General features: G+C 72.6%; 24 protein-coding genes. 8 read left to right on the top strand and 16 right to left on the bottom strand.

The genetic code is table 11. The annotated features are described in order from the left end of the window. Window positions 1-61 precede the first annotated feature (61 nt). Window positions 62-730: a TrkA family potassium uptake protein gene (locus tag NLX94_RS30000; RefSeq protein ID WP_254386241.1), complete on the top strand. Its 669-nt coding sequence runs from the start codon at window positions 62-64 to the stop codon at window positions 728-730. After that, window positions 727-1,389 (top strand): TrkA family potassium uptake protein, encoded by a 663-nt coding sequence (locus NLX94_RS29995; protein WP_254386240.1) that lies wholly within the window; start codon window positions 727-729, stop codon window positions 1,387-1,389. The genes NLX94_RS30000 and NLX94_RS29995 overlap by 4 nt, the downstream gene beginning before the upstream one ends. A 194-nt stretch (window positions 1,390-1,583) precedes the next feature. Here NLX94_RS29995 and NLX94_RS29990 read toward each other — a convergent pair whose 3' ends face one another. The 7 genes from NLX94_RS29990 to NLX94_RS29960 all read right to left on the bottom strand — a co-directional run bounded on the left by NLX94_RS29990 (window position 1,584) and on the right by NLX94_RS29960 (window position 8,234). Further along, window positions 1,584-2,333 carry a DUF3159 domain-containing protein gene (locus NLX94_RS29990; RefSeq protein WP_254386239.1) on the bottom strand — a complete coding sequence of 250 codons (750 nt, stop codon included), beginning with the start codon at window positions 2,331-2,333 and terminating at the stop codon, window positions 1,584-1,586. Window positions 2,334-2,335: 2 nt separating this feature from the next. Beyond that, on the bottom strand, window positions 2,336-2,755 hold the full coding sequence (locus NLX94_RS29985; protein WP_254386238.1) for an OB-fold nucleic acid binding domain-containing protein: 420 nt from the start codon (window positions 2,753-2,755) through the stop codon (window positions 2,336-2,338). Window positions 2,756-2,779: 24 nt separating this feature from the next. Beyond that, complete coding sequence (locus tag NLX94_RS29980) at window positions 2,780-3,466, bottom strand: response regulator (RefSeq protein ID WP_254386237.1); 687 nt, start codon at window positions 3,464-3,466, stop codon at window positions 2,780-2,782. Next, window positions 3,463-6,117 (bottom strand): sensor histidine kinase KdpD, encoded by a 2,655-nt coding sequence (locus tag NLX94_RS29975; protein WP_254386236.1) that lies wholly within the window; start codon window positions 6,115-6,117, stop codon window positions 3,463-3,465. Before NLX94_RS29975 ends, NLX94_RS29980 begins: the two co-directional genes overlap by 4 nt. Window positions 6,118-6,323: 206 nt before the next feature. Beyond that, entirely contained in the window at window positions 6,324-7,115 is a 792-nt protein-coding gene (locus NLX94_RS29970) for a DUF3710 domain-containing protein (RefSeq protein ID WP_254386235.1), read from the bottom strand. A gap of 1 nt (window position 7,116) precedes the next feature. Continuing rightward, window positions 7,117-7,650, bottom strand: a complete 534-nt coding sequence (gene dut, locus NLX94_RS29965) for a dUTP diphosphatase (RefSeq protein WP_254386234.1) — start codon at window positions 7,648-7,650, stop codon at window positions 7,117-7,119. Further along, on the bottom strand, window positions 7,650-8,234 hold the full coding sequence (locus NLX94_RS29960; RefSeq protein ID WP_254386233.1) for a PaaI family thioesterase: 585 nt from the start codon (window positions 8,232-8,234) through the stop codon (window positions 7,650-7,652). Before NLX94_RS29960 ends, dut begins: the two co-directional genes overlap by 1 nt. Before the next feature lie 58 nt (window positions 8,235-8,292). On the opposite strand from NLX94_RS29960, the gene NLX94_RS29955 reads away from it, so the two are divergent. Continuing rightward, window positions 8,293-8,763, top strand: coding sequence for a DUF3093 domain-containing protein (locus tag NLX94_RS29955; protein WP_254386232.1), 471 nt, complete (start codon window positions 8,293-8,295; stop codon window positions 8,761-8,763). Window positions 8,764-8,800: 37 nt separating this feature from the next. On the opposite strand, the gene NLX94_RS29950 is transcribed toward NLX94_RS29955, so the two are convergent. The 4 genes from NLX94_RS29950 to NLX94_RS29935 form a co-directional block, all read right to left on the bottom strand. Further along, window positions 8,801-9,721: an EcsC family protein gene (locus NLX94_RS29950; protein WP_254386231.1), complete on the bottom strand. Its 921-nt coding sequence runs from the start codon at window positions 9,719-9,721 to the stop codon at window positions 8,801-8,803. 12 nt (window positions 9,722-9,733) lie between these two features. Next, entirely contained in the window at window positions 9,734-10,030 is a 297-nt protein-coding gene (locus tag NLX94_RS29945) for a DUF4193 domain-containing protein (protein ID WP_112451146.1), read from the bottom strand. A 384-nt stretch (window positions 10,031-10,414) separates the two neighbouring features. Then, window positions 10,415-11,662, bottom strand: a complete 1,248-nt coding sequence (locus NLX94_RS29940; RefSeq protein ID WP_254386230.1) for a HAMP domain-containing sensor histidine kinase — start codon at window positions 11,660-11,662, stop codon at window positions 10,415-10,417. A 5-nt stretch (window positions 11,663-11,667) separates the two neighbouring features. Further along, window positions 11,668-12,321 (bottom strand): response regulator transcription factor, encoded by a 654-nt coding sequence (locus NLX94_RS29935; RefSeq protein ID WP_112451148.1) that lies wholly within the window; start codon window positions 12,319-12,321, stop codon window positions 11,668-11,670. Between the two features lie 267 nt (window positions 12,322-12,588). Here NLX94_RS29935 and NLX94_RS29930 point away from each other — a divergent pair, with 267 nt between their 5' ends. Further along, on the top strand, window positions 12,589-12,762 hold the full coding sequence (locus tag NLX94_RS29930; protein WP_204357838.1) for a hypothetical protein: 174 nt from the start codon (window positions 12,589-12,591) through the stop codon (window positions 12,760-12,762). A 101-nt stretch (window positions 12,763-12,863) separates the two neighbouring features. Here NLX94_RS29930 and NLX94_RS29925 read toward each other — a convergent pair whose 3' ends face one another. Both NLX94_RS29925 and NLX94_RS29920 read right to left on the bottom strand, forming a co-directional pair. Next, a complete protein-coding gene (locus NLX94_RS29925; RefSeq protein ID WP_374684046.1) occupies window positions 12,864-13,667 on the bottom strand; it encodes an inositol monophosphatase family protein in 804 nt (267 codons plus the stop codon). A gap of 57 nt (window positions 13,668-13,724) precedes the next feature. Beyond that, the gene (locus NLX94_RS29920) at window positions 13,725-14,918 is read right to left on the bottom strand and encodes a ferrochelatase (RefSeq protein WP_254386229.1); all 1,194 of its coding nucleotides are present in this window, start codon (window positions 14,916-14,918) and stop codon (window positions 13,725-13,727) included. 172 nt (window positions 14,919-15,090) lie between these two features. Between NLX94_RS29920 and NLX94_RS29915 the strand changes: the two genes are divergently transcribed. Further along, window positions 15,091-16,353, top strand: a complete 1,263-nt coding sequence (locus NLX94_RS29915; protein WP_254386228.1) for an MFS transporter — start codon at window positions 15,091-15,093, stop codon at window positions 16,351-16,353. After that, a complete protein-coding gene (locus tag NLX94_RS29910; RefSeq protein ID WP_254386227.1) occupies window positions 16,298-17,632 on the top strand; it encodes a D-arabinono-1,4-lactone oxidase in 1,335 nt (444 codons plus the stop codon). The genes NLX94_RS29915 and NLX94_RS29910 overlap by 56 nt, the downstream gene beginning before the upstream one ends. A 28-nt stretch (window positions 17,633-17,660) precedes the next feature. On the opposite strand, the gene NLX94_RS29905 is transcribed toward NLX94_RS29910, so the two are convergent. Then, window positions 17,661-18,494: a hypothetical protein gene (locus NLX94_RS29905; protein ID WP_254386226.1), complete on the bottom strand. Its 834-nt coding sequence runs from the start codon at window positions 18,492-18,494 to the stop codon at window positions 17,661-17,663. 538 nt (window positions 18,495-19,032) lie between these two features. Between NLX94_RS29905 and sepH the strand changes: the two genes are divergently transcribed. Further along, window positions 19,033-20,049: a septation protein SepH gene (gene sepH, locus NLX94_RS29900; RefSeq protein WP_254386225.1), complete on the top strand. Its 1,017-nt coding sequence runs from the start codon at window positions 19,033-19,035 to the stop codon at window positions 20,047-20,049. Window positions 20,050-20,135: 86 nt separating this feature from the next. Here sepH and NLX94_RS29895 read toward each other — a convergent pair whose 3' ends face one another. Then, on the bottom strand, window positions 20,136-20,996 hold the full coding sequence (locus NLX94_RS29895; RefSeq protein WP_254386224.1) for a sulfurtransferase: 861 nt from the start codon (window positions 20,994-20,996) through the stop codon (window positions 20,136-20,138). Window positions 20,997-21,180: 184 nt separating this feature from the next. Here NLX94_RS29895 and NLX94_RS29890 point away from each other — a divergent pair, with 184 nt between their 5' ends. Next, on the top strand, window positions 21,181-21,975 hold the full coding sequence (locus NLX94_RS29890) for a VOC family protein (RefSeq protein ID WP_254386223.1): 795 nt from the start codon (window positions 21,181-21,183) through the stop codon (window positions 21,973-21,975). A 29-nt stretch (window positions 21,976-22,004) separates the two neighbouring features. Here NLX94_RS29890 and NLX94_RS39130 read toward each other — a convergent pair whose 3' ends face one another. Beyond that, the gene (locus NLX94_RS39130) at window positions 22,005-24,476 is read right to left on the bottom strand and encodes a bifunctional serine/threonine protein kinase/MFS transporter (protein ID WP_308402578.1); all 2,472 of its coding nucleotides are present in this window, start codon (window positions 24,474-24,476) and stop codon (window positions 22,005-22,007) included. Window positions 24,477-24,674: the final 198 nt, after the last annotated feature.

The following is a 24,674-nucleotide window of genomic DNA, read 5'->3' as shown; positions in this document are numbered from 1 at the left end:
TAAGCCAGAGCAGCAATGAAGGCTGGAACCCAGCGAGCCGCTGACAGCCGGAAGGACGGCCGTGCACATCGTCATTATGGGCTGCGGAAGAGTGGGCTCCGCCCTCGCGCAGACCTTGGAACAGCAGGGGCATACGGTCGCAGTCATCGACCAGGACCCCACCGCATTCCGCCGGCTGGGAGCCGGATTCGGCGGCCGCCGCGTCACCGGAGTCGGCTTCGACCAGGACACCCTGCGCGAGGCCGGCATCGAGGAGGCGGGCGCCTTCGCCGCGGTGAGCAGTGGTGACAATTCCAACATCATCGCCGCCCGGGTGGCCCGTGAGATGTTCGGCGTCGAGAACGTCGCCGCCCGCATCTACGACCCCAAGCGCGCCGAGGTCTACCAGCGCCTCGGCATCCCCACCGTCGCCACCGTGCGGTGGACCGCCGACCAGATGCTCCGCCGGCTGCTGCCCTCGGGCGCCGAGCCGCTGTGGCGCGACCCGAGCGGCGGTGTCCAGCTCGCGGAGGTGCACACCTCCACCGCCTGGATCGGCCAGAAGGTCAGCCGGCTGCAGGAGGAGACCGGCGTCCGCGTCGCCTTCCTCACCCGGCTGGGCGAGGCCATGCTGCCGACATCGGCGACCGTCCTCCAGGAGGGCGACCTCGTCCACGTGATGATGCGCACGGACGAGATCGAGAAGGTGGAGGCCGCCTTCGCCGAGGGGCCTGAGGAGGCACACGCATGAGGGTCGCGATCGCCGGAGCCGGCGCGGTGGGGCGTTCCATCGCGGGAGAGCTCCTGGAGAACGGCCACGAGGTGCTCCTCGTGGACAAGGCGCCGACCGCCATCTCGGTGGAGCGGGTCCCGCAGGCCGAGTGGCTGCTGGCCGACGCCTGCGAGATCACCTCGCTCGACGAGGCCGCGCTCCAGCGGTGCAACGTGGTCATCGCCGCGACGGGTGACGACAAGGTCAACCTGGTGGTCTCCCTCCTCGCGAAGACCGAGTACGGGGTCCCGCGGGTCGTGGCCCGCGTGAACAACCCGAAGAACGAGTGGCTCTTCAACGAGTCCTGGGGCGTGGACGTCGCGGTGTCGACCCCGCGCCTGATGTCGGCGCTGGTCGAGGAGGCCGTCAGCGTCGGCGACCTGGTCCGGCTGCTGCGCTTCAGCCACGGCGACGCCAACCTCGTCGAGCTGACCCTGCCCTCGGACTCCCAGGTCGCGGGCAAGCAGATCAGCGAGGTCAGCTGGCCCGAGGACACCTCGCTGGTCACGATCATCCGGGGCAACCGGGTGCTCACCCCGCACGGCGAGGAGACCCTGGAGCCGGGCGACGAACTCCTCTTCGTGGCCGCCCAGGCCCGCGAGGAGCAACTGGAGGACCTCCTCCAGGCCGCGGACTAGCCTGCGGCCCGCTGAACGTCCGAAGGGGCGGCCGACCACCACGGTCAGCCGCCCCTTCGTGATTTCAGCCCCGCCGGCGTTTGAGGCGCGGGGTCCGGGCGCAGCCCGGGGAGCGGTGGAAGGGCGGGTAGGGGACGGCCCCGCAGGGCACCGCCGCGCAGACCGGCCCGCCCGCGCACGCAGCAGCGTACGGTTCAGGCTCCCTGGCCCCCCGCGGCCTTCGCGGCCTTCGCCGCCTTCTCCGCGGCCTCCTCCGCCTCCCACTCCTCGATCACGTTGATCGGCGGCGGCGCCTGCGCCAGGAAGAGCCAGGTGAAGTACACCGCGAGCACCATCGGCGGCAGCTTCAGCGCGATCAGCACCCAGCCCAGCTGCGTCGCGTCGCCCCACCAGTACAGCGGGAAGAGGATCGCGTACTTCGCGAGGAAGATCAGGCCCCAGGCCAGGCTGGCCTTGACGTACGCCTTCTTGCGCCCGGGGTTGCGCGTGCGCCAGGACAGGTTCTCCTTGAAGACCGGGCCCAGGATCACGCCCAGCAGCGGGAAGCCCACCAGCGCGGAGACGGTGAAGGCCACGCCGAGGCCGGCGCCGTAGATCATGCCGGGCAGGTAGAACCCCTTCGCGCTGCCCGTGAACAGGGCGAAGGCCACGCCCACGCCCACGCCGAAGACCCCGCTGAAGGCATGCTTGACGGTGTCCTTGCGGGCCAGCCGCACGATCACCAGCAGGACCGCGACCGCTCCCGCCGCGATGGCGGACAGCTTCACGTCCTTGTTGATCGTGTAGATCATGACGAAGAGCAGGCCGGGGAGCATCGTCTCCACGGTGCCCCGGATGCCGCCGAAGGCGTCGAAGAGGGCGGCCTGCGTGACCGCCTTCTGGTCCGCGGAAGGCTCCGCGGACGGGTCCACGCCAGGGGTGGTGGGTTTGTCGAGTGACGTCACCGTCAGTGCTCCTGTCCGAGCGGTCGGAGTTCGTACTTCGGGTTGAAGAGCACCCGACGGCCGTGGCTCATCGAGATCCGCCCGGAGGCGATCATGCGACGGCCGGGTTCGATTCCCACGATCGAGCGACGTCCGAGCCAGACGACGTCCAGCGCCGCCGAACCGTCGAACAGCTCGGCCTCCAGGGCGGGGACGCCCGCGCGCGGCCGCAGGGTGACGGTCCGCAGGGTTCCGGTCACCTTCACTATCTGGCGGTCGTGGCAGTCGCAGATCCGCGTGCACCCCGCGGCTTCTGCGTCCTCCTGCAGTTCCGCCGAATGCAGCTCCTCCTGCGAGGTGGACAGCCGCTCTATCATCCGGCGGAACCGGCCCGCCGGCCTCACGGGCTTGGCGGGCTTCACGGGACGCGGTTCAGCACTCATACAGGAAGCGTACCGGCGCCCCCACTACCTCTCGAAGCGGTATCCCATGCCCGGTTCGGTGATGAAGTGCCTCGGGTGCGAGGGGTCGGTCTCCAGCTTGCGCCTCAGCTGGGCCATGTAGACCCGCAGGTAGTTGGTCTCGGTCCCGTACGAGGGCCCCCAGACCTCCTGGAGGAGCTGCTTCTGGCTGACCAGTTTGCCGCCGTTGCGCACCAGCACCTCCAGCAGGTGCCACTCGGTGGGCGTGAGGCGTACGTCGCGGCCGTCGCGCACCGCCTTCTTCGCCGCGAGGTCCACCGTGAAGGTCTCGGTCTCGACGATCACCTCGTCCTCGCCTGCCCCGGCGCCCGGTTCCGCCCGCCGGACGGCGGCGCGCAGCCGGGCGAGCAGCTCGTCCATGCCGAAGGGCTTGGTGACGTAGTCGTCGGCGCCCGCGTCGAGGGCCTCGACCTTCTCGTCGGAGCTGTGCCGGGCGGAGAGGACCAGGATCGGGACCCTGGTCCAGCCGCGCAGCCCCTTGATCACCTCGACCCCGTCCATGTCGGGCAGGCCGAGGTCGAGGACGACCACGTCGGGGTGGCGGGCGGCCGCCAGTTCCAGGGCTCCCGCCCCGTCGGCGGCCGCGTCGACCTCGTACTTGCGCGCCTTCAGGTTGATCACGAGGGCTCGGACGATCTGGGGTTCGTCGTCCACCACGAGCACCCGGGTCATTGGGGTCCTGCCTTCTGTCGTATCGAATCAAGATCAAAACCTACGGGGTGCCCCCCGGCCCCCTCGTTCACCCCGGCCCCCTCGCTCCCGACGGCCGGCGCACTGCGCCCCTCGCCGTCCACGCTCACGTGGACCTGCGGCCGTCCGGCCGTCACCGCCCGCAGGGTGAGCACCATCGTGAGCCCGCCCCCCGGGGTGTCCTCGGCCTCCAGGGTGCCGTCCATGGCCTCGGCGAAGCCGCGCGCGACGGCCAGCCCGAGCCCGACCCCGGCCCCGCGCGGCGCGTCGCCGTGCCGCTGGAAGGGGGCGAAGATCCGGTCCTTGGCCTCGTCGGGCACGCCCGGCCCGCGGTCCACGACCCGTACCTCGACCCGGTCGCCGAGGAAGCTGGCCGCCACCAGCACCTGCTCCCCGGTCGGGCTGTACTTCACGGCGTTCTCCACCACGTTGGCCACGGTCCGCTCCAGCAGCCCGGGGTCCACGGCCACCATGGGCAGGGTCTCCGGCACGTCCAGCAGCACGCTGCCCTCGGGTACGCCGCCCAGCGCCATCGGGACCACCTCGTCGAGGTCGATCTCGCGGATCAGCGGGGTGACCGTGCCGGTCTGGAGCCTGGACATGTCGAGCAGGTTGCCCACGAGGTGGTCGAGCCGGTCGGCGCCGTCCTCGATGCCCTCCAGGAGCTCGGCGCGGTCCTCCTCGGACCATTCCACGTCGTCGGAGCGCAGGGAGCTCACGGAGGCCTTGATGGAGGCCAGCGGCGTACGGAGGTCATGGCTGACGGCGGCCAGCAGCGCGGTCCGGATCCGGTTGCCCTCGGCCATCCGGCGGGCCTCCTCCGCCTCGCCGACCAGCCGCTGCCGGTCGAGCACCACGGCGGCCTGGGCGGCGAAGGCGCCGAGCACGCGGCGGTCCTCGGCGGGCAGCACCCGCCCGGACAGGGCGAGCGCCATGTGGTCGCCGATGGGCATGTCCACATCGGCGTCCTCGGGACGGGTGACCGGGTTCGGGCCGACGCTGCCGGCCGGCCGCCAGGGCTCGACGTCGCTCTCCCGCTCCAGCAGGGCGACCGATTCCATGGCGAAGGTCTCGCGGACCCGCTCCAGCAGGGCGTCCAGGGTGGTCTCGCCGCGCAGCACGCTGCCGGCGAGGAAGGAGAGGATCTCGGACTCGGCGCGCAGCCGGGCGGCCTGGTGGGTGCGGCGGGCGGCGGCGTCGACGACGGAGGCCACGGAGCCGGCGACGCCGAAGAAGACCACGATGGCGACGATGTTCTTGGGGTCCGCGATGGTGAAGCGGTGGATGGGCGGGGCGAAGTAGTAGTTCAGCAGCAGGGAGCCCACGGCGGCGGAGGCGAGCGCCGGCCAGAGCCCGCCGAGCAGGGCCGCGGCCACGGTCAGGGCGAGGAACAGCAACATCTCGTTGGCGAGACCGGGGTCGGTGTCGATGTGCGTGAGCAGCGTCGCGAGGAGCAGCGGCAGGACCACCCCGACCATCCAGCCGGCCACCACCCTGGTCCGGCCGAGCCGGACCGCCGAGCGGGCCACGGGCCGCAGGCCGCGGCCCTTGGCCACCTCCTCGTGCGTGACGATGTGGACGTCGAGGTCGGGCCCCGAGTCGCGGGCGACGGTGGCGCCGACCCCGGGGCCGAAGACGTACCGCCAGGAGCGGTGGCGGCTGGAGCCGAGCACGATCTGGGTGGCGTTGACCCCGCGGGCGAACTCGAGCAGCGCCTCGGGGACGTTGTCGCCGATCACATGGTGAAACGTTCCGCCCAGGTCCTCGACCAGCGTCCGCTGGACCGCGAGCTCCTTGGGGGAGGCGGCGGTCAGCCCGTCGCTGCGGGCGATGTACACGGCCAGGATCTCGCTGCCGGAGCCCTTGGCCGCGATCCTGGAGGCGCGCCGGATGAGGGTGCGGCCCTCCGGCCCGCCGGTGAGGCCCACGACGATGCGTTCGCGCGCCTGCCAGGTGGAGCGGATGTTGTGCTCGCCCCGGTACTGCTGGAGGTACTCGTCGGCCCGGTCGGCGACCCAGAGCAGCGCGAGCTCGCGCAGCGCGGTCAGGTTCCCGGGGCGGAAGTAGTTCGACAGGGCCGCGTCGACCTTGTCGGACTTGTAGATGTTGCCGTGGGCCATGCGGCGGCGCAGGGCCTGCGGGGACATGTCGACCAGCTCGATCTGGTCGGCGCGGCGCACCACCTCGTCCGGAACGGTCTCCCGCTGCCGCACACCGGTGATCGACTCCACCACGTCGCCCAGGGACTCCAGGTGCTGGATGTTGACGGTGGAGATCACGTCGATCCCGGCCCGCAGCAGCTCCTCCACGTCCTGCCAGCGCTTGGCGTTGCGCGAGCCCGGCACGTTGGTGTGCGCCAGTTCGTCCACCAGGGCTATGGCGGGCTTGCGTGCCAGCAGGGAGTCCACGTCCATCTCGGTGAAGGCGGCGCCCCGGTACACGAGCTGCTTGCGCTCCACCTGCTCCAGACCGTGCAGCATGACCTCGGTGCGCGGCCGGCCGTGGTGCTCGACGAAGCCCACGACGCAGTCCGCGCCGCGCTCCACCCGGCGGTGGCCCTCCGAGAGCATGGCGTACGTCTTGCCCACGCCGGGGGCCGAGCCGAGATAGATCCTGAGCTTGCCGCGTCCCATGCGGCCATTCTCCGGGACGTCCGCCCCGTTCACGCGCCGATGACCGGCCGCAGGGCCGATCTCTGACGGTTCCCTGACGCCGCCGGACCCGCGGGTGCACGGCCCCCGGACACGGCGGTGGGCCGCACCCCCGGAGGAGTGCGGCCCACGGCCGTACGGGATCGTGCCGGGGTCCGCGGACCCCGGTGATCAGTGGAGCTCGGCGATCAGCGGACCTCGGTGATCTCCGGCCCGCGCTCCAGCTGGCCCATGCCACCGCCGAAGCGGGAGCCCTCCTGGTCCGCGGCCTCCTCGGTCTGCACGCCGTCCGGCACCATCTGGGCGTCGTTCGGCAGCTTCAGGACGATCGGGTCGCGCGGGGCCATGGGGCCGTCGCCACGGACCACGACGGTGTCCAGGAAGATCCGCTCCAGCACCCCTGCCGACTCGGGACGCACCGCGCCCTGGCCGGAGATGACACCGCGCAGGAACCAGCGCGGGCCGTCCACCCCGACGAAGCGGACCAGCTGGGCGCCGGTCTGCCCGTCCGGGAGCGGTACGGGGACCTGCGCGCGCAGCTCCCAGCCCAGCGGACCCTCGACCTCGTCGATGATGCCGCCCTGCTTGGTGATGCCCTCGGCGATCTCCTCGCGGACCTCGCCCCAGATGCCCTCCTTGCGGGGGGCGGCGAAGGCCTGCAGCTGCACGGCGCTGTCGCCGAGCACCACGGTCGCGGCGACGATCGCGTCCCCGGCGACCTCGACCCGCAGCTCCATGCCCTCGACACCCGGTACGAGGATGCCGCCGAGGTCGACCCGGCCCTCCTCGGGGTTGCCGGGGACCTCGGAGATGTCCCACGGGCCGTCGGGACGCGGGGCCGGCGGCAGGTTCACCCTGCGCGGCTGGACCGCGTCGTTCTCCTCCGTGCCGTCCTGCTCATCGGCACCGACGCCGTCGACGACCTGCTCGGCCGCGCCGCCGTCCTTGACGGAGTCGTTCTTCTTGCGACGTCCGAACACGTCACTGTCCTTCCCGGTCGGATACGACCGAAGCGTAGCCATTCCCACCCTGCTGACCAGCGCCGGATCCGGCCACGGCCGCATGACCACCGGTGGAGCCGAAACCCCCCTCGGCCCGCGCCGAGTCGGGAAGCTGTGCCACCTCGCGGAAGCGCACCTGCTCGACTCGCTGGACAACCAGCTGGGCAATGCGGTCGAAACGCTCGAACCTGACGCTCTCGCGCGGGTCGAGATTGACCACGATCACCTTGATCTCCCCACGGTACCCGGCATCCACCGTCCCGGGGGCATTCACGAGTGCGAGCCCGCAGCGGGCGGCGAGGCCCGAGCGCGGGTGCACGAAGGCCGCGTACCCCTCGGGCAGCGCGATGGAGATCCCCGTGGGCAGGACCGCCCGCTCCCCCGGCTCCAGCTCCGCGGCCACCGTGGTGACCAGATCGCAGCCGGCGTCGCCGGGGTGCCCGTAGGCCGGAATCGGCACCTCCGGGTCGACGCGGCGGATGGCCACGTCCACGCCGGTGTTGTTCTCGAACATCAGGGGTTCACCTCGAAGGCGCGTGCGCGCCTGACCTGGTCCGGGTCGGCCATCGCCGCCCGGATCTCCTCGGGCCGTCCGTTGTCGATGAAGTGGTCGACCTTCACCTCGATGAAGAGGGCGTCGGCGCGCAGGGCGACCGGGCCCTCCGGTCCGCCTATTCGGCCGACCGCGCTGGAGTAGATCTTCCGGCCGGCGACGGCGGTGACCTCGGCCTCCAGGTACAGCACGGTGTCCACGGGCACGGGCCGGACGAAGTCCGTCTCCAGCCGGCCGGTGACGGCGATGACGCGCAGCAGCCAGTTCAGGGAGCCCAGGGTCTCGTCGAGCGCGGTGGCGAGGACGCCGCCGTGCGCGAGGCCGGGCGCGCCCTGGTGGGCGGCCTTGACGGTGAACTCGGCGGTGACGCGCACGCCCTCGCCCGCGCGGGCCTCCAGGTGGAGTCCGTGCGGCTGGCCTCCGCCGCAGCCGAAGCAGTGCTCGTAGTGCGCGCCGAGGAGTTCGCCGGGGGCCGGGGCATCGGGGTGCCGCACCGGCGCCGCGGCGTCGGCGGGGGGCGTCAACGCTGTGTTTCGTCCACTCACAGCCGCAGACCTTACCCGCGCGGCTACCCGCCGGTCGCCTCGTGGCAGGCTTGACCGCATGCAGCTCTCCCCCGCGCACCACGACGAACGCCTGACGGCCCCCCGCTCCTGGTGGGCCATCACCGCCCTCACCGGCCTGGCCTGCGCGCTCATGCTGCTCCCGCTGGGCACGCTGCCGATGCTGGCCGGGCTGGTCGGGGGCAGCGCGCTGACGGGGCTGCTGGTGAGTTCGTACGGTTCCCAGCGCGTGCGCGTGGTGGGCGGTGCGCTGGCTGCCGGGGAGGCCCGGATCCCGGTGGCGGCGCTCGGCGACCCGGAGGTGCTGGACGCGGAGGAGGCCCGGGCCTGGCGCACGTACAAGGCCGACACCCGCGCCTTCATGCTGATGCGCAGCTACGTGCCGACGGCGGTGCGCGTCGAGATCACCGACCCGGCCGACCCGACCCCGTACGTCTACGTCTCCACCCGCGAGCCGCAGGCCCTGGCGGCGGCCATCCGCGCGGCGAAAACCAGCCCCGCCGGCGTTTGAGGCGCGGGGTCTCGGGGCGGAGCCCCGGCAGCGGCGCTCAGCCCTTCGGCTCCGGACCGGCGCACTCGATCGCAGCCCTGGCGGCCCCGGGAAGGGGCTGAGAGGGCTGCTCCAGCGGCGGGAGCTCCGGCAGCGCGTTCCAGGGCACGGCGCGGGCCCGCAGGTCCGCACGTACCTTCTCGGCGAGTTTGCGGGTGTCGCGGCGGTTCATGACCGCTCCGACCGCGGCGCCGACCATGAAGGGCATCAGGTTGGGCAGGTTGCGGAACATCCGCTTCATGATCTGCTGGCGCAGTTCGCGCTTCATCTGGCCGCCGAGCGCCGCGTTCAGCGTGGTCGGCTTGGTCAGGTCGACCCCGCGCTCCTCCGTCCACGACGTGAGGTAGGCGACGCTGCGGTCCTTGATGCCGCCCGCCGGCCGCAGGCCGTAGACCTCGTGGAGTTCGGCGATGAGCTTCAGCTCGATCGCGGCGACCCCGGTGATCTCGGCGGCCAGCTCGGCCGGCATGGCGGGGGGCACCGGCAGCATGGCGGCCGCGCCGATCCCGGCGCCGACCGTCGAAGTGGCGTTGGCGGCGCCCGAGATCAGCTTGTCGGCCAGCTGATCGGGCCCGAGGCCCGGGAACTGCGCGCGCAGGGTCGCGAGGTCCCGAACCGGAACGCGCGGTGCGTTCTCGATGACTCGGTCGGTGAGGTAAAGGGCGGCGGCCCTGGCACTTTCGCCGCCCTTGCGCACACCGTTCTTGACGGCTTGCAGCCGACGGACCCCGGAGTGGTGGTTCCGGGACCCCTCGCCGGCCTCGGAGGCCGACGGCACCGCCTCGGCGGTGTCGGGGAGCACGGCGGGTACGCCGGGGGCTCCAGGACCCGTTTCCGGGCCCGTGGTTCCCTCCAACGTCACCGCCGGATCACCAGTTTTCCGGAAACGAAGCCTCCGGAATGGTGTCGAGCCAGTCACGGCCGACGCCTCTCAGTCGCATTCGCGGCAGATGGGCTGACCGTTCTTCTCGCGCGCCAGCTGGCTGCGGTGGTGCACCAGGAAGCAGCTCGTGCAGGTGAACTCGTCGGCCTGCTTGGGCAGGACCCGGACGGCCAGTTCCTCGTTGGAGAGGTCTGCGCCGGGCAGGTCGAGGCCCTCCGCGTTGTCGATTTCGTCCAGGTCGACGTTCGAGGACGACTTCTCGTTTCGCCGGGCCTTCAGCTCTTCGATGCTGTCGTTGTCGACGTCGTCGTCGGTCTTGCGCGGGGTGTCGTAGTCCGTTGCCATAGTTCGCTCTCCCCCTCTGGGATTTAGCGGGTGTCTCAGCGCACGTAACGCGCGAGAGGCCGGACTTGTGCCCGACCTGAGGCGGAGATTTTGCCTCACATCAAGGTCTGTTACTCAATCGACACCCAGCCGCACATTCGGAAGAGCGATTGGCTGGGATGACGACCGGGACCGTACACGGTCCGGGGGCCGTCTTGCACAAACGCCACCCCATGTATTTCCCGCCGCTAGGGGGGCCGGAAACCCGGACTTCCCGGGCTTTCCGGCCCCGCCAAGGTCACTGAGCGCATAGGGACGGACACTCGACACTGTGATCGATCGCACAGAAGTCACTGTCTTCATGACCCGAGCATTCAGCCAACAGCGAACACGGGGTGGGTGGGCTCACAAGGGCAGAGTGACACGCATCACGAGGCCACCGCCCTCGCGCGGGACCGCCTGGATCCTCCCGCCGTGCGCGCGCGCCACGGAGCGCGCGATCGAGAGGCCGAGCCCGACACCCTTGTCGCTGCCCGTGCGCTCCGTACGCAGCCGCCTGAAGGGCTCGAAGAGGTTGTCCACCTCGTACGCGGGAACCACGGGACCCGTGTTCGATACCAGCAGCACCGCCTGCCCGTGCACGGCCTCGGTGGTGACCTCCACCCAGCCGCCCTCCGGCACGTTGTACCGGACGGCGTTCTGCACCAGGTTGAGCGCGATCCGCTCCAGCAGCACCCCGTTGCCCTGGACCACGGCCAGCGCGCGCTCGCCGCGGATCTCCACGCCCTTGGCGTGCGCCTCCCCGCGCGCCTGGTCGAGGGCGCGCGAGGCCACCTCCGCCAGGTCCACGGGCTTGCGCTCGATGATCTGGTTGTCGCTGCGGGCCAGCAGCAGCAGGCCCTCGACCAGCTGCTCGCTGCGCTCGTTGGTGGCGAGCAGGGTCTTGCCCAGCTGCTGGAGCTCCACCGGAGCCCCGGGATCGGAGAGGTGCACCTCCAGCAGCGTCCGGTTGATGGCCAGCGGGGTCCGCAGCTCGTGCGAGGCGTTGGCCACGAACCGCTGCTGGGCCGTGAAGGCCCGCTCCAGCCGGTCGAGCATCTCGTCGAAGGTGTCGGCGAGCTCCTTGAGCTCGTCGTCCGGACCGTCGAGCTCGATCCGCCGGGTGAGGTCGGACCCGACCACCCGGCGGGCGGTCCGGGTGATCTTGCCCAGCGGCGAGAGCACCCGGCCGGCCATCGCGTAGCCGAAGGCGAAGGCGATGATGCTCAGGCCCATGAGGGCCATCAGGGAGCGGCTCAGCAGGTCGTCCAGCGCGTGCCGGCGCTGATCGAGGACGCACTGGGCGATCGCGACGTTGAACTGGTCGTTCGTCTGGCCCGCCCCGCCCACGCCGGGGCAGTTGCTGGTGACCTGGATGTTGGCGCCGCCCACGATCTTGAACGGGAGCGCATTGCCCTCGCGCAGCGCCTGGGCCGCCAGCAGGTAGATGATCGACAGCAGCAGGATGCCGGCGATCAGGAACATCCCGCCGTACAGCAGCGTGAGACGTATGCGGATGGTCGGCCGCAGCCAAGGGAAGGGACCCTCGGGCTGGCTGCCGGGGTCCCAGGTCGGTTTCGGTGGCGCCGCGGGTGGCGCCGGATTCGCTGCCACCCGCGTCAGATCCGGTAGCCGGAACCGGGGACGGTCACGATGACCGGCGGCTCCCCGAGCTTGCGGCGCAGGGTCATCACCGTCACGCGCACCACGTTGGTGAAGGGATCCGTGTTCTCGTCCCACGCCTTCTCCAGGAGCTGCTCGGCGGACACGACCGTGCCCTCGCTGCGCATGAGGACCTCCAGCACCGCGAACTCCTTCGGCGCCAGCTGCACCTCCTTGCCCTCGCGGAACACCTCGCGCCGGTTCGGGTCCAGCTTGATCCCCGCGCGCTCCAGCACGGGGGGCAGCGCCACCGTGGTGCGCCGGCCCAGGGCCCGTACCCGGGCGGTGAGCTCGGTGAACGCGAAGGGCTTCGGGAGGTAGTCGTCGGCCCCGATCTCCAGGCCCTCGACCCGGTCGCTCACGTCTCCGGAGGCCGTCAGCATGAGCACGCGGGTGGGCATGCCGAGCTCGACGATCTTCCGGCACACGTCGTCCCCGTGCACGAGCGGGAGGTCCCGGTCGAGCACGACCACGTCGTAGTCGTTCACTCCGACGCGCTCCAGGGCCGCGGCGCCGTCGTACACGACGTCCACGGCCATGGCCTCCCGGCGCAGTCCGGTGGCCACCGCATCGGCGAGCAGCTGCTCGTCCTCGACGACGAGTACGCGCACGTCGTTTCCTTCCTCAGAGCCCGTCAGGGCAGGGGTGTCATGTGTCGTCCATCCTGCCCCTTTCGCCGGTAAACCGGCTGTAAGACGCCGCTCGGGGGCGCCCGGGGGCGCCCTGCGGGTCACCCGGGGGACGGAAGTGAGGATTCCCTCGCCTTACGAGGTTTCTGGGTCCTGGGGGGCGGGGAGGACGACTTCACACCCCGAACACTCCCTGACGGCGGATCGCCACGTGCCGCCGCCGACCCACGAAGAGGGGGCGAACCCACCATGGACGCATTCACCGCGGGTCTCCTGCAGCGCATCAGGAGCACGCAGTCGGACCTCAGGCAGGCTCGCGAGACGGGCGACGACTTCCTCGTGGAAGTGGAACAGGCGGAGCTGGAAGACCTCCAGCGCATCGCCGCCGATCACGGCGTTCCGGTCACCGTCTCCGCCTGCTGACTCCCGTCACCGGTGGCCGGCCACCGGTACGCCCACACCCCCCCGGACCCCGGAGGCCGCCACCCGGCCGCCGGGGTTCCTTCACGTCTCCCGCGGCCCGCTCAGTCGTGCCAGGCCCCGGCCTCCTCCAGCAGCGGCCGCAGCGAGGCGAACACGGCCGGGGTCGCGGCCAGCGCGAGCTCGCCCGAGGCGGGCTCCCCGGGGCGGCCGCCCGTCACCGCGCCGGCCTCCCGCGCGATCAGCTCGCCCGCCGCCAGGTCCCAGGGGTTCAGCCCGCGCTCCCAGTACCCGTCCAGCCGTCCGGCGGCCACGTCGCACAGGTCGATCGCCGCCGAACCACCGCGCCGGACGTCCCGGACCAGCGGGATGATCCGCTGCGCGACGTCGGCCTGGTGGGCCCGCCGGCTCTGGACGTACGCGAAACCGGTGCCGATCAGCGCCTGGTCCAGGGGAGCGGCCGGCCGGCAGGCCAGGCGCACCCCGCCCAGCCAGGCCCCGCGCCCCAGCACCGCGTGGTACGTCTCCCCGCGCATCGGCGCCGCCACCACCCCGGCCACCGTCTCGCCGCGGTACTCGGCCGCGATCGACACGCCCCAGGTGGGCAGCCCGTAGAGGTAGTTCACCGTGCCGTCCAGCGGGTCGATGACCCACCGCACGCCGCTGGTGCCGGCCGATTCGGAGCCCTCCTCGCCCAGCAGCCCGTCCTCGGGCCGCCGCTCCGCGAGGATGCCGGTGATCAGCTTCTCCGCCGCGATGTCCATCTCGGTCACCACGTCGATCGGGCTCGTCTTGGTCGAGGCGACCGCCAGGTCGGCGGGCCGCCCGTCCTTCAGCAGCGCCCCCGCCCGGCCGGCCGCCTCCAGGGCCACGTCCAGCAGTTCGGTCTTCAGCTCTTCGGAGATCACGCCCGGCTCCCGTTCCTCGACTCGTACGGACTTCACTGCACCGCGCACACCGCGCGGCTACGCGTAGGGGCTGTCCACGCCCGCGGCCGCCGGCCGGGGCCCGCGGGCCGGGCAGCAGCCCACCGCGCACAGGTCCTGGCTGGCTCCGAGCAGCCCGAGCGCGCAACGCTCCACGGACTCCCCGCGTTCCGCCGCGGCCCGCTCCAGCACGAGCTCCCGTACCGCCGCCGCGAACCGGGGGTCGGCGCCGACCGTCGCGGAGCGGGCGATCGGCAGCCCCAGCTCGGCGGCCTTTGCCGTCGCCTCCGTGTCGAGGTCGTAGAGCACCTCCATGTGGTCCGAGACGAAGCCGATCGGCACCATGACCACCGCCGGGGCGCCCGCCGCGTGCAGGGCCTCCAGGTGGTCGCAGATGTCCGGCTCCAGCCACGGGATGTGCGGGGCGCCGCTGCGCGACTGGTAGACGAGCTCCCAGGGCAGCTCGGTGCCGGTCTCCGCACGGACCGCGTCGGCGATCACCTTCGCCACGTCCAGGTGCTGCTTGACGTAGGCACCGCCCTCGCCGCCCGTGGTGTGCTCCTCGACCGGTCCGGAGGCGTCCGCGGCGGCGTTCGGGATGGAGTGCGTGGTGAAGGCCAGGTGCGCCCCGGCGCGGACCTCCTCGGGCAGCCCGGCCAGCGAGGCCAGCACCCCGTCGATCATGGGCTGCACGAAGCCGGGGTGGTTGAAGTAGTGCCGCAGCTTGTCGACCTTCGGCAGGTCCGCCTCTGCCGTGCCCTCCTCGACCAGCAGGGCGAGCGCGTCGGCGAGGTTCTCGCGGTACTGCCGGCAGCCCGAGTACGAGGCGTACGCGCTGGTCGCGAGCACCGCGATGCGGCGGCGCCCGTCGGCGGCCATCTCGCGCATCACGTCGTTCAGGTACGGGCCCCAGTTGCGGTTGCCCCAGTACACCGGCAGGTCCAGCCCGTGCCCGGCGAACTCCTTGCGCAGGGCGTCCAGCAGCTCGCGGTTCTGCCCGTTGATCGGGCTGACCCCGCCGAAGCCGAAGTAGTGCTGCCCGACCTCCTTGAGCCGCTCGCGCGGGATGCCCCGCCCGCGCGTGACGTTCTCCAGGAACGGCACGACGTCGTCCGGCCCCTCGGGGCCGCCGAAGGAGAGCAGCAGGAGGGCGTCGTAGGGGGCGGCTGGGCCTTCGGCCGGGCCGGCGGCGGAGGGGGCGGCGGGGGCGGAGGCGCGGAGCTGGTCGGACATGCCTCGAATCCTGCCACCCACCGCCGCCGCGCGGAAAACAGGCCCGGCCCGCGAGACCGCCCGGCCCGGGGTACGGACCCCTCCGACCGGTGTCCGGTTCCTCCCCGCGCGGGCGGCTTGTGTGCGGCCGTAACCTGTATGGGCCAATGACGTCCCTTACGGAGGGCACCCCTTGCCCAGTCCCTACCGCGCGATCTTCGCCGCTCCCGGGAGCCGCAGCTTCAGCGCGGCCGGCCTCATCGGCCGGCTGCCGCTCTCCATGGTCGGCATCGGCATCCTGACGATGATCTCCGAGCTCACCGGCCGCTACTCGCTGGCCGGAGCGCTCACCGCCACCCTCGCGCTCTCAGCCGCCGTGATCGGTCCGCAGGTCTCCCGCCTGGTCGACCAGTACGGCCAGCGCCGCGTCCTGCGCCCGGCCAGCCTGCTCGCGGTCCTGGCCGTCTCCGGGCTTCTGCTGTGCGCGGCCAACCACACGCCCGACTGGACCCTGTTCCTCTTCACGGCGCTCGCCGGCTGCGTGCCCAGCGTGGGCGCGATGATCCGCGCCCGGTGGACGGCCATCTACCGGGACTCCCCGCGCGAACTGCACACGGCGTACTCCCTGGAATCGGTGCTGGACGAGGTCTGCTTCATCTTCGGGCCGATCGTCGCCATCGGGCTCTCCACCACCTGGTTCCCCGAGGCCGGCCCGCTGGTCGCCGCGGTCTGCCTGCTGGTGGGCGTGTGGTGGCTGACCGCGCAGCGCGCCACCGAGCCCGCCCCGCACCCGCGCGGCGAGGACTCCGACCGGACCTCGGCGCTGCGCTCCCCCGGACTCCAGGTGCTGGTGGCCACCTTCGTGGCCACCGGGGCCATCTTCGGCTCCATCGACGTGGTCACGCTCGCCTTCGCCGAGGAGCAGGGGCACAAGTCCTGGGCCAGCTTCATCCTCGCCGTCTGGGCGGTCGGCTCCTGCCTCGCCGGCATCGTCTTCGGCCTGCTCCACCTCAAGGGCCGGGCCGAACCCAGGTGGGTGCTGGGCATATGTGCGATGGCCGTGAGTATGATCCCCCTCCTACTGGCCGGGAACCTTCCGTTTCTGGCCGTGGCGCTCTTCGTCTCGGGCCTCGCCATCGCTCCCACGATGATCACCACGATGGCCCTGATAGAGACGCACGTCCCCCGCGCGAAGCTGACCGAGGGGATGACCTGGACGGGCACCGGCCTCGCGGTCGGGGTCGCGCTCGGGTCCTCCGTGGCCGGCTGGGTCATCGACGCCGCCGGCGCGAGGACCGGGTACGTCGTCTCCATCTCGGCGGGGGCCGCCGCGGCGGCGGTTGCGTTCGCGGGTTACCGCCGGCTGACGAGGCCGACGCAAGGGGAGGAGCCTTCCAACGATGGCGACGACGGGGACAGCAGGCAGCAGCGGGACACGGACCGCCGCGTGGCATAACTGGGCGGGCAACGTCAGCGCCACGCCCGCGCGCGTGATCACCCCGGCCTCGGTCGGGGAGCTCCGGGAGGCGGTCCGCCGGGCCGCCGGGGACGGGCTGAAGGTGAAGGCGGTCGGCACCGGCCACTCCTTCACCGCGGCCGCCGCGACCGACGGCGTACTGATCCGCCCGCAGGCGCTGGCCGGGATCCTGTCCATCGACCGGGAAGCCGGCACGGTCACGGTGGCGGCGGGCACGGTCCTCAAGGACCTCAACCAGACCCTCGCCAAGGAGGGCCTGTCGCTCACCAACATGGGCGACATCATGGAGCAGACGGTCTCGGGCGCCACCAGCACCGGCACCCACGGCACCGGCCGCGACTCGGCCTCCATCGCCGCGCAGATCCGCGGTCTGGAGCTGGTCACGGCGGACGGACGGCTGCTGACCTGCTCCGAGAAGGAGAATCCGGACGTCTTCGCGGCGGCCCGCCTCGGCATCGGGGCGCTCGGCGTGGTCACCTCGCTCACCTTCGCCGTGGAGCCGCTCTTCTTCCTGACCGCCCGTGAGGAGCCGATGCCCTTCGAGCGGGTGACGGCCGAGTTCGACCAGCTCCACGCGGAGAACGAGCACTTCGAGTTCTACTGGTTCCCGCACACCGGCAACTGCAACACCAAGCGCAACAACCGCAGCCAGGGTCCGGCCGCCCCGCCCGGAGCGGTCTCCGCCTGGGTCGAGGACGAGCTGCTGTCCAACGGCCTCTTCCAGGCCGTCAACTCCTTCGGCCGCGCCGTCCCGGCGGCCATCCCCTCCATCGCCCGGATCGCGAGCCGCGCCCTGTCGGCGCGCACCTACACGGACATCCCGTACAAGGTGTTCACCAGCCCGCGCCGGGTCCGGTTCGTGGAGATGGAGTACGCCCTCCCGCGCGAGCGCGTCGTCGAGGCGCTGCGGGAGCTGAAGGCCATGGTGGACCGCTCCGACCTCCGCGTCAGCTTCCCGGTGGAGGTGCGGACGGCCCCGGCGGACGACATCACCCTGTCGACGGCCTCGGGCCGCGAGAGCGCCTACATCGCGGTGCACATGTACAAGGGCACCCCGTACCAGGCCTACTTCACGGCCGCCGAGCGGATCTTCACCGAGTACGGCGGGCGGCCGCACTGGGGCAAGGTGCACACCCGGGACGCGGAGTACTTCGCCGGGGTGTACCCGCGCTTCGGGGAGTTCACGGCGCTCCGGGACCGACTGGACCCGGACCGGGTCTTCGGCAACGACTACCTGCGGCGGGTCTTGGGAGACTGAGCCTGGGCGACTGAGCCGGGCCAAGGGCTCAGGGGGCGGGCGACTCCTTCACGGAGCCGCCCCCGCCCGGGGTCGCCTTGCCGCCTCCCGGTGTCGCGCCGGGGCTGGGCGACCCGTCGGGGGACGGGCTCGGCGAGGCCTCGGGGGACGCGGACGGTGACGGCGAGGACTGCGGGGACGGGGAGTGGGAGGGCGAGGGGCTCCGGTCGGCATCGGGGCTCGGGCTCTCCTTCGGGTGCGAGGGGCTCGGCGAGTTCCCCGCGTCCGGGGTCTTCCCGCCCTTCTCGCCGGTGCCGGGGCCCTGCTCCTGACGCGGCTTGCTGTCGCTCGCGTTGCGGGCCGTACCGCCCCAGGTGGTGGTGTCCCCCGAGCTGACCGCGTTCCCGGAGATCGCCTCGTAAGTGGCGATGCCGCCGATCGACAGGGCGAAGACGGCGGCCGAGGCCACGGCCGTGCGCTTCCAGCCCCGTCCGCGGCTGCCGTGCACGGTGGGCTCGCCGAACTCCTCGTCGAGGGGCGGAGGCGGCGGGGGCGCGACCTGGCCCAGCATCATCGTCCCCTCCGGCCCCCATCCCTCCAGGGGCTCCTCCACCGGGACCTGACGGGCCTTCGGCCGGGCGGTCTCGCGGAGCTGGTCGCCGGTGCGGCGGAAGAAGTGCTGGATGACGGGGCCGCCCGCGGTGGCCACCACGCTCACCACGCCGGCGCCGAGGATGGTCCCGTAGACGCCCATCTGCGAGGCGAGCAGGGCCGCCGCCACCGTGGCGAGGGAGGAACCCGCGACCTGAGCCGCGCTCAGGTCGAGCTTCTTCTTCTCCTTCTCCCGCCCCGGCTCGATGTCCAGCAACGTCTTCTGACCCATCGCCATCCCCTGCGTGTCCTGCCCCTTGCGCTCCAACGCCTTCTCCCGTTACTGACAGATCAGCGAAACGGATAGTTCCGTTTCCGGGGATTGTGTGAAGCAAGACACCCGAAAACGGGCGCACGCGCAGGTCCGGCCGGATGTGGACCCGATCCCGGGCAGCCCAACTCCCGCCGTCCGGGACAAGTTCGGCGGCGCGGCGGTCCACCCAGGTGGCCCGAATGGAGTACTGTGGCGAGCCCTGGGGCCGTCCTTCCTTACGGATGTCCGGACTCGGGAGAGGGGGCCGGCTGATGGAAAAACGGCACTCGAGACCGGTGATGCCGCGGTATTGCACGGGATCCTGCTGCGCACAGTAATCGTTCGGTCACTGTGCGTGCCCAACAGGTAACCGTGCCATAACAGCGATCAAGGGCGCATGCCCGACACGCCGGTTTAACTCGGCAAGGTAGTGGCAGGCTGCACCCGGGCAGGCCACACTCGACTAGCGGAAGCAGCGACGCACGTGACGTCGGCAGGCACCACCCGGGAGGTCCCCATGCCCGAACTGCGTGTCGTGGCCGTCTCAAATGACGGCACACGACTGGTGCTCAAGGCTGCGGACAGCACGGAGTACACGCTTCCGATCGACGAGCGTCTCCGGGCTGCCGTGCGCAACGACCGTGCGCGCCTGAACCAGATCGAGATCGAGGTGGAGAGCCACCTCCGCCCCCGCGACATCCAGGCCCGCATACGGGCCGGTGCCTCCGCTGAGGAGGTCGCGCAGCTCGCCGGCATCCCCGTCGACCGCGTACGCCGCTTCGAGGGCCCCGTGCTCGCCGAGCGCGCGTTCATGGCGGAGCGGGCCCGCAAGACCCCCGTGCGCCGGCCCGGTGAGAACACCGGTCCCCAGCTCGGCGAGGCCGTGCAGGAGAGGCTCTCGCTCCGCGGGGCCGAGAAGGAATCCGTCCAGTGGGACTCCTGGCGCCGCGACGACGGCACCTGGGAGGTCCTGCTGGTCTACCGGGTCGCGGGCGAACCGCACTCGGCGAGCTGGACGTACGACCCGCCGCGCCGGCTGGTCGTGGCCGTCGACGACGAGGCCCGCTCGCTGATCGGGGAGTCGGACGACCTTCCGGCGACCCCGGAGCCGAGCTTCCCGTTCGTGCCGAGGATCGCCCGGCTGCCGCGCGACCGGCCGCTGGACCGGGCGCTCGACCGCCAGATGGAACGGCCCACCGCTCCCGTTCCGGCGCCGGAGCCGGAGCCCGAGGAGGAACGGGACACGCTGACGGCCCTGCTGGAGGCGGTCCCGAGCTTCCGCGGCGACATGGTGGTTCCGGAGCCGGTGACGGAGCCGGAGGTGGAGGAGCCGCCCGCCGCTTCGGCCTCGGCCGGTGCGGGCTCCGCGTACGCGGACGTGCTGATGCCGCGCACGGTCGCGGGACACCGGGACCGGCTGACGGGCACGACCGACCGGCAGGCGGAGGCCGACGGGGTCCGCCCGGGCCGCCGCGCGGCGGTGCCGAGCTGGGACGAGATCGTCTTCGGCACCCGCCGCAAGAAGCAGGAGTAGCACGGACCGGGTCCGGTCCCCGGCGGCGGAGGCCGCCGTCGGGGACCGGGCCCGGATAGAAAGCCAAGCCGGGGCCGGCCGGGGCCCTAGCCCGGCAGCTCGCCGACCGCCACCTCGCGCGACGGGTCCGCGGACCATTCCGACCAGCTGCCCGCGTACAGCGCGGCCGGGATGCCCGCCGCCGCCAGCGCCAGGACCTCGTGGGCGCCCGAGACGCCCGAGCCGCAGTAGACCCCGACCGGGGTGTCGGCGCCGGCGTGCACGCCCAGGCCCTCGAAGCGGGCCCGCAGGGCGTCGCGGTCCAGGAGCAGGCCCTCGGGTCCCGTGTTCTCCGTGGTCGGCGCCGACAGCGCTCCCGGGATGTGGCCCCCGACCGGATCGATCGGCTCGACCTCGCCCCGGTACCGCTCGCCCGCGCGTGCGTCCAGCAGCACACCCGTCCGGGCCAGCGCCGCCGCTCCGTCCGCGTCCAGCAGTCCGACGGCACCCGGATTTGGCTTGAAATCGCCCTCGCTCACAGGAGTGACCTCGGCCGACAGCGGACCGTCACCGGCCTTCCACGCGGCCAGTCCCCCGTCCAGGACCCGCACGCGCGGGTGACCCGTCCAGCGCAGCAGCCACCACGCGCGGGCCGCCGCCCAGCCCAGGCCGCCGTCGTACACGACCACCGGCGCGTCCGAGGAGACCCCGGCCCGCCGCATCACCGCCCCGAACTCCTCGGGATCCGGCAGCGGGTGCCGGCCGCCGGAGCCCGCCGGGCCTGCCAGTTCCGCGTCGAGGTCGACGTAGACCGCGTTCGGGAGGTGTCCGGCCTCGTACTCGGGCCGCAGGTTCGGGCCGCCGAGCTGCCAGCGGACGTCCAGGAGCACCGGCGGCCGCGGGCCGGCCAGCTCCTCCTTCAGATCGGCGGCGGAGACGAGCGGGAAGGGGGTCGTGTTCGCAGTCATGCGGGCCATTTTGCTCCCCGCCCCACACCCCGCGTAACACGATGTACATCGACGGGCCGCACTGTTCCGGTCATCTCGCCCGGCTCCCGGAAAACCCGGCCGGTCGGGGCGCGCCGGGCCCCCCGGAGTGGAAGCATCAGCTCCGGGAAGGGTCACGAGCGTGACGACGGAGGAGACGGCTGACATGACCGAGGCATCGGAAGCAACGCGGCGCACGCCCGGCACGCCGTGCTGGGCGAGCCTGATGGTGCACGGCCTCGGGAGCACCGAGGAGTTCTACGCCGACCTGTTCGGCTGGGAGTACGAGCCCGGCCCCGAGCAGCTGGGCCCGTACGTCCGGGCCATGCTCGGCGGGCGGGAGGTGGCCGGCATCGGCGAGATGCCGCCGGACCGCCAGCTCCCGGTGGCCTGGACCACGTACCTCGCCACCGACGACGCCGACGCGACGGCCGAATCCGTCCGCTCCTGCGGGGGCACCGTCGCGGTGGGCCCGCTCGACGCCGGGGTCGCGGGACGGGTGGCGATCTGCTCGGACCCGCTGGGCGCGATCTTCGGACTCTGGCAGGCGTCGGCCCACCTGGGCACCCCGCTCGCCGGCGGGCCCGGCACCCCGGTGTGGCACGAGCTGGTCACGCAGGACACCTCCACGGTCGGGAAGTTCTACGAGCACGTCTTCGGCCACGAGGCCCGGGCGCACGCCGGCACGGGCGATGCCGGCGACGACTTCGACTACCTCACGCTGTCCCTGCGGGGCCACCCGGTGGCGGCGGTGCACGGGGTCGGCCGCTCCCTGCCGCACGACCGGGGGCCGCACTGGATGACGTACTTCGAGGTGGAGGACACCGACGCGGCCGCCGCCCGGGTGCTGCGGCTCGGCGGCGGGATCGTCCAGCCGCCGCGCGAGGGCCTGAGCGGCCGGCTGGCGGTGGTCACCGACCCGGAGGGCGCGGTGTTCACGCTGGTGCGCGGCCGGGGCTGACCGGCCCGGGCGGGCCGCGGCCGGACCGCCTAGCGGGGCAGTCCGGCGGCCCGGCCCTCGGCGTCCCGGGGCTCCCTGGAGGTGACCATCAGGCCGCCGGTCAGGGCTGCCAGGAGCAGGGCGCCGAAGCCCCACCAGAGCGCCGTCGCGTAGCCGCCCAGCATCGTGGGGATCCAGTCCTGGGTCGCCTCGGCAGGCGAGAGGGAGGCGAGGACGAGGGAGAGCAGCACGCCGCCGACCGCTTCGCCCAGGTGCTGGGCCGTGGCGATGCCTGCCGCGGCCCCGCCGGCGTGCCGGGGCGCGACGCCGGCGGTCACGGCGGAGAACAGCGGCACGAGCGCCGTGCCGATGCCGAGGCCCGTGAGGACCAGGCTGGGCAGGGACCGCTCCAGGGAGATGTACCCGTTGTCACGCGCCAGGGCGAGCCCGATGGCCGCGAGCACCAGGCCGCCCGCGATCAGGACCCGGGGCGCGACACGGTGGGCCAGCCGGGCGGACACCTGGGTGGAGCCGATGACGATCGAGGCGATCATGAGCAGGAGGGCGATCCAGGTCGCGCCCGAGATGTAGCCGCGGAAATGCCCCAGTTCGAAGGCCAGGGACGAGAAGAGGGCGAGGGTGCCCGCGCCCGCCAGGAGCAGGGCGAGGAGGGCGCCGATCCGGTTGCGGTCCGTGAAGACGTACGGCGCGAGGAGCGGGTTCGCCGACCTCGTCTGCGACCGCAGGAAGGCCGCGAGCAGGGCGACGCCGACGGCGAGCAGGATCAGCACCAGGGCGTTGACCCCGCCGGTGGACCCGATCTTGCCGAGGCCGAAGGTGAGGGCGGCGAGTCCGCCGGAACCGAGCAGGACGCCGGGCACGTCGAGGCGCGAGCCGGCGGCGTCAGGACGGTCCTGCGGCAGGGTGAGCACGCCGATCAGGGCGAGCAGGGCGAGGGCGAGGGGGGCGTACAGGCACCAGCGCCAGCCCAGGCTTCCGAGGAGCGATGCGCCGGCGAGCAGCGCGAGCACCGAACTGCCGCCCGCGAACGTCGCGTAGACCCCGAAGGACCGGGCCCGCTCCCTGGGGTCGGTGACACCGGCGGTGACCAGGGAGAGCGCGGCCGGTGTCAGCAGGGCGGCGGAAGCGCCCTGCAGGACGCGGGCCGCGATCAGCAGGCCGGAATCGGCGGCCGTGCCTCCGAGCAGGCAGGCCGCCGCGAATCCGGCCAGGCCGATGAGCAGGGTCCGTTTGCGTCCCGCGCGGTCCGCGAGGTGCCCGCCGAGCAGCAGCAGCGCGCCGAAGGAGACCGCGTAGGCGGTGAACAGCGCGCTCAGGCCGCCGTACTCGACGTCGAGGTCCGCCTGGACGTCCGGCAGCGCCATGCCGAAGACGAGCGCGGAGAGCACCACCATCAGCTGCACCAGGGCGGCCACCGCCAGACCCCGCCGGTGTCCGCTCCGCGGGGAGGGGACGGGCGGCGGTGGGCCGAAGCCCTGCGCGGGGCCGAAGTGGGCCGGGGCCGTGGGGGCGTACGCGGGTGGCGGCGGGGGGAGGTGGGGGCGCGGGGAGGGGACCCGGGGGTCCAGCACTGCGGCGGGGGGTTCGGGCTCGGCCTGCCGCGCCGGGGCGTAGTCCAGCAATTGGGCGGCATGGCGTCCGAGTTGGGCCAGGACCGCGCCCGGCAGCCACTCCCCCGCCTCGTCGGCCGCCGTGCGTTCGGCGACCTGCGCGGGGGTGGGCCGCCGGGCCGGATCCTTGTGCAGGCAGGCGCCGACGAGGCCGGCCAGGCCCTCCGGCACGCCGGTGAGGTCCGCCTCCTCCTCGGCGACCCGGAAAAGGTGGGCATTCAGGCCGGTGTCCCCGGCTCCGAAGAGGAGCCGTCCGGTGGCGGCGTAGACGAGGACGGCCCCGAGGCAGAAGACGTCGCTGGCGGGCGTGAGTTCGAGGCCGCGGACCTGCTCCGGGGACATGAACCCGGCCGATCCGATCAGCATGCCGGTGTGGGTGAGCAGGCTGTCCCCGGCGAGGCTGTCCATCGCCCGGGCGATGCCGAAGTCGATGACGCGCGGGCCGTCGACGGTGACCAGGACGTTGGAGGGCTTGAGGTCGCGGTGGATCAGGCCCGCCTCGTGCACGGCCTGCAGGGCGAGGGCGAGCCGGTTGGCGAGGGTGCGCACGGAATGCTCGGGCAGCGGCCCGAAGTCCTTGGCGACCACGGCGTGCAGGTCGGGCCCGGGGATGTACTGGGTCGCCACCCAGGGCACGGCGGCCTCGGGGTCGGCGTCCAGGACGGCCGCGGTCCAGCTCCCGCCCACCCGCCGCGCGGCGGCGACTTCCCGGGCGAAGCGCCTGCGGAACTCCGGGTTCCCGGCGTATTCGGCCTGTACGACCTTCACGGCGACGGTGCGCCCGCCCTCGGAGCGGCCGAGGTAGACCAGGCCCATGCCGCCGGCGCCCAGCCGGGCGATCAGACGGTACGGGCCGATGCGGGTGGGGTCTTCGACGATCAGCTGATCCACGCGGAGAGGATAGTGCAGCTATCCAAGGAGTGGGGGCGCATCGGCGGAATCGACGGAACCGGCCGAACGCGTGGAACGCGCGGGCGGGTTGTCAGTCCTCGGCGCTGGGGCTGCGCTCTCCGTGCAGCCGGAGGAGGTCGGCGTCACTCCGTGGACGAGGTCGCCCTCGGTGCGGCTCTGCCGGAAGACCAGGCCGCC

The organism is Streptomyces sp. TBY4, from assembly GCF_024213195.1.
In the GTDB taxonomy this organism is placed as follows: domain Bacteria; phylum Actinomycetota; class Actinomycetes; order Streptomycetales; family Streptomycetaceae; genus Streptomyces.
Note: the sequence above shows the minus strand (reverse complement) of the source record. Positions and strands in the feature narration are given on the sequence as shown.

Bases quoted from the DNA above. Each gene is read 5' to 3' on its own strand.
- NLX94_RS29975 (WP_254386236.1), bottom strand. From the start codon at position 6,117: ATGGGACGCGGCAAGCTCAGGATCTATCTCGGCTCGGCCCCCGGCGTG.
- NLX94_RS29955 (WP_254386232.1), top strand. From the start codon at position 8,293: ATGCAGCTCTCCCCCGCGCACCACGACGAACGCCTGACGGCCCCCCGC.
- NLX94_RS29890 (WP_254386223.1), top strand. From the start codon at position 21,181: ATGACCGAGGCATCGGAAGCAACGCGGCGCACGCCCGGCACGCCGTGC.
- dut (WP_254386234.1), bottom strand. From the start codon at position 7,650: ATGTTCGAGAACAACACCGGCGTGGACGTGGCCATCCGCCGCGTCGAC.
- sepH (WP_254386225.1), top strand. From the start codon at position 19,033: ATGCCCGAACTGCGTGTCGTGGCCGTCTCAAATGACGGCACACGACTG.
- NLX94_RS29920 (WP_254386229.1), bottom strand. From the start codon at position 14,918: ATGTCCGACCAGCTCCGCGCCTCCGCCCCCGCCGCCCCCTCCGCCGCC.
- NLX94_RS29980 (WP_254386237.1), bottom strand. From the start codon at position 3,466: ATGACCCGGGTGCTCGTGGTGGACGACGAACCCCAGATCGTCCGAGCC.
- NLX94_RS29910 (WP_254386227.1), top strand. From the start codon at position 16,298: ATGGCGACGACGGGGACAGCAGGCAGCAGCGGGACACGGACCGCCGCG.
- NLX94_RS29895 (WP_254386224.1), bottom strand. From the start codon at position 20,996: ATGACTGCGAACACGACCCCCTTCCCGCTCGTCTCCGCCGCCGATCTG.
- NLX94_RS29930 (WP_204357838.1), top strand. From the start codon at position 12,589: ATGGACGCATTCACCGCGGGTCTCCTGCAGCGCATCAGGAGCACGCAG.
- NLX94_RS29905 (WP_254386226.1), bottom strand. From the start codon at position 18,494: ATGGGTCAGAAGACGTTGCTGGACATCGAGCCGGGGCGGGAGAAGGAG.
- NLX94_RS29995 (WP_254386240.1), top strand. From the start codon at position 727: ATGAGGGTCGCGATCGCCGGAGCCGGCGCGGTGGGGCGTTCCATCGCG.
- NLX94_RS29945 (WP_112451146.1), bottom strand. From the start codon at position 10,030: ATGGCAACGGACTACGACACCCCGCGCAAGACCGACGACGACGTCGAC.
- NLX94_RS29985 (WP_254386238.1), bottom strand. From the start codon at position 2,755: ATGAGTGCTGAACCGCGTCCCGTGAAGCCCGCCAAGCCCGTGAGGCCG.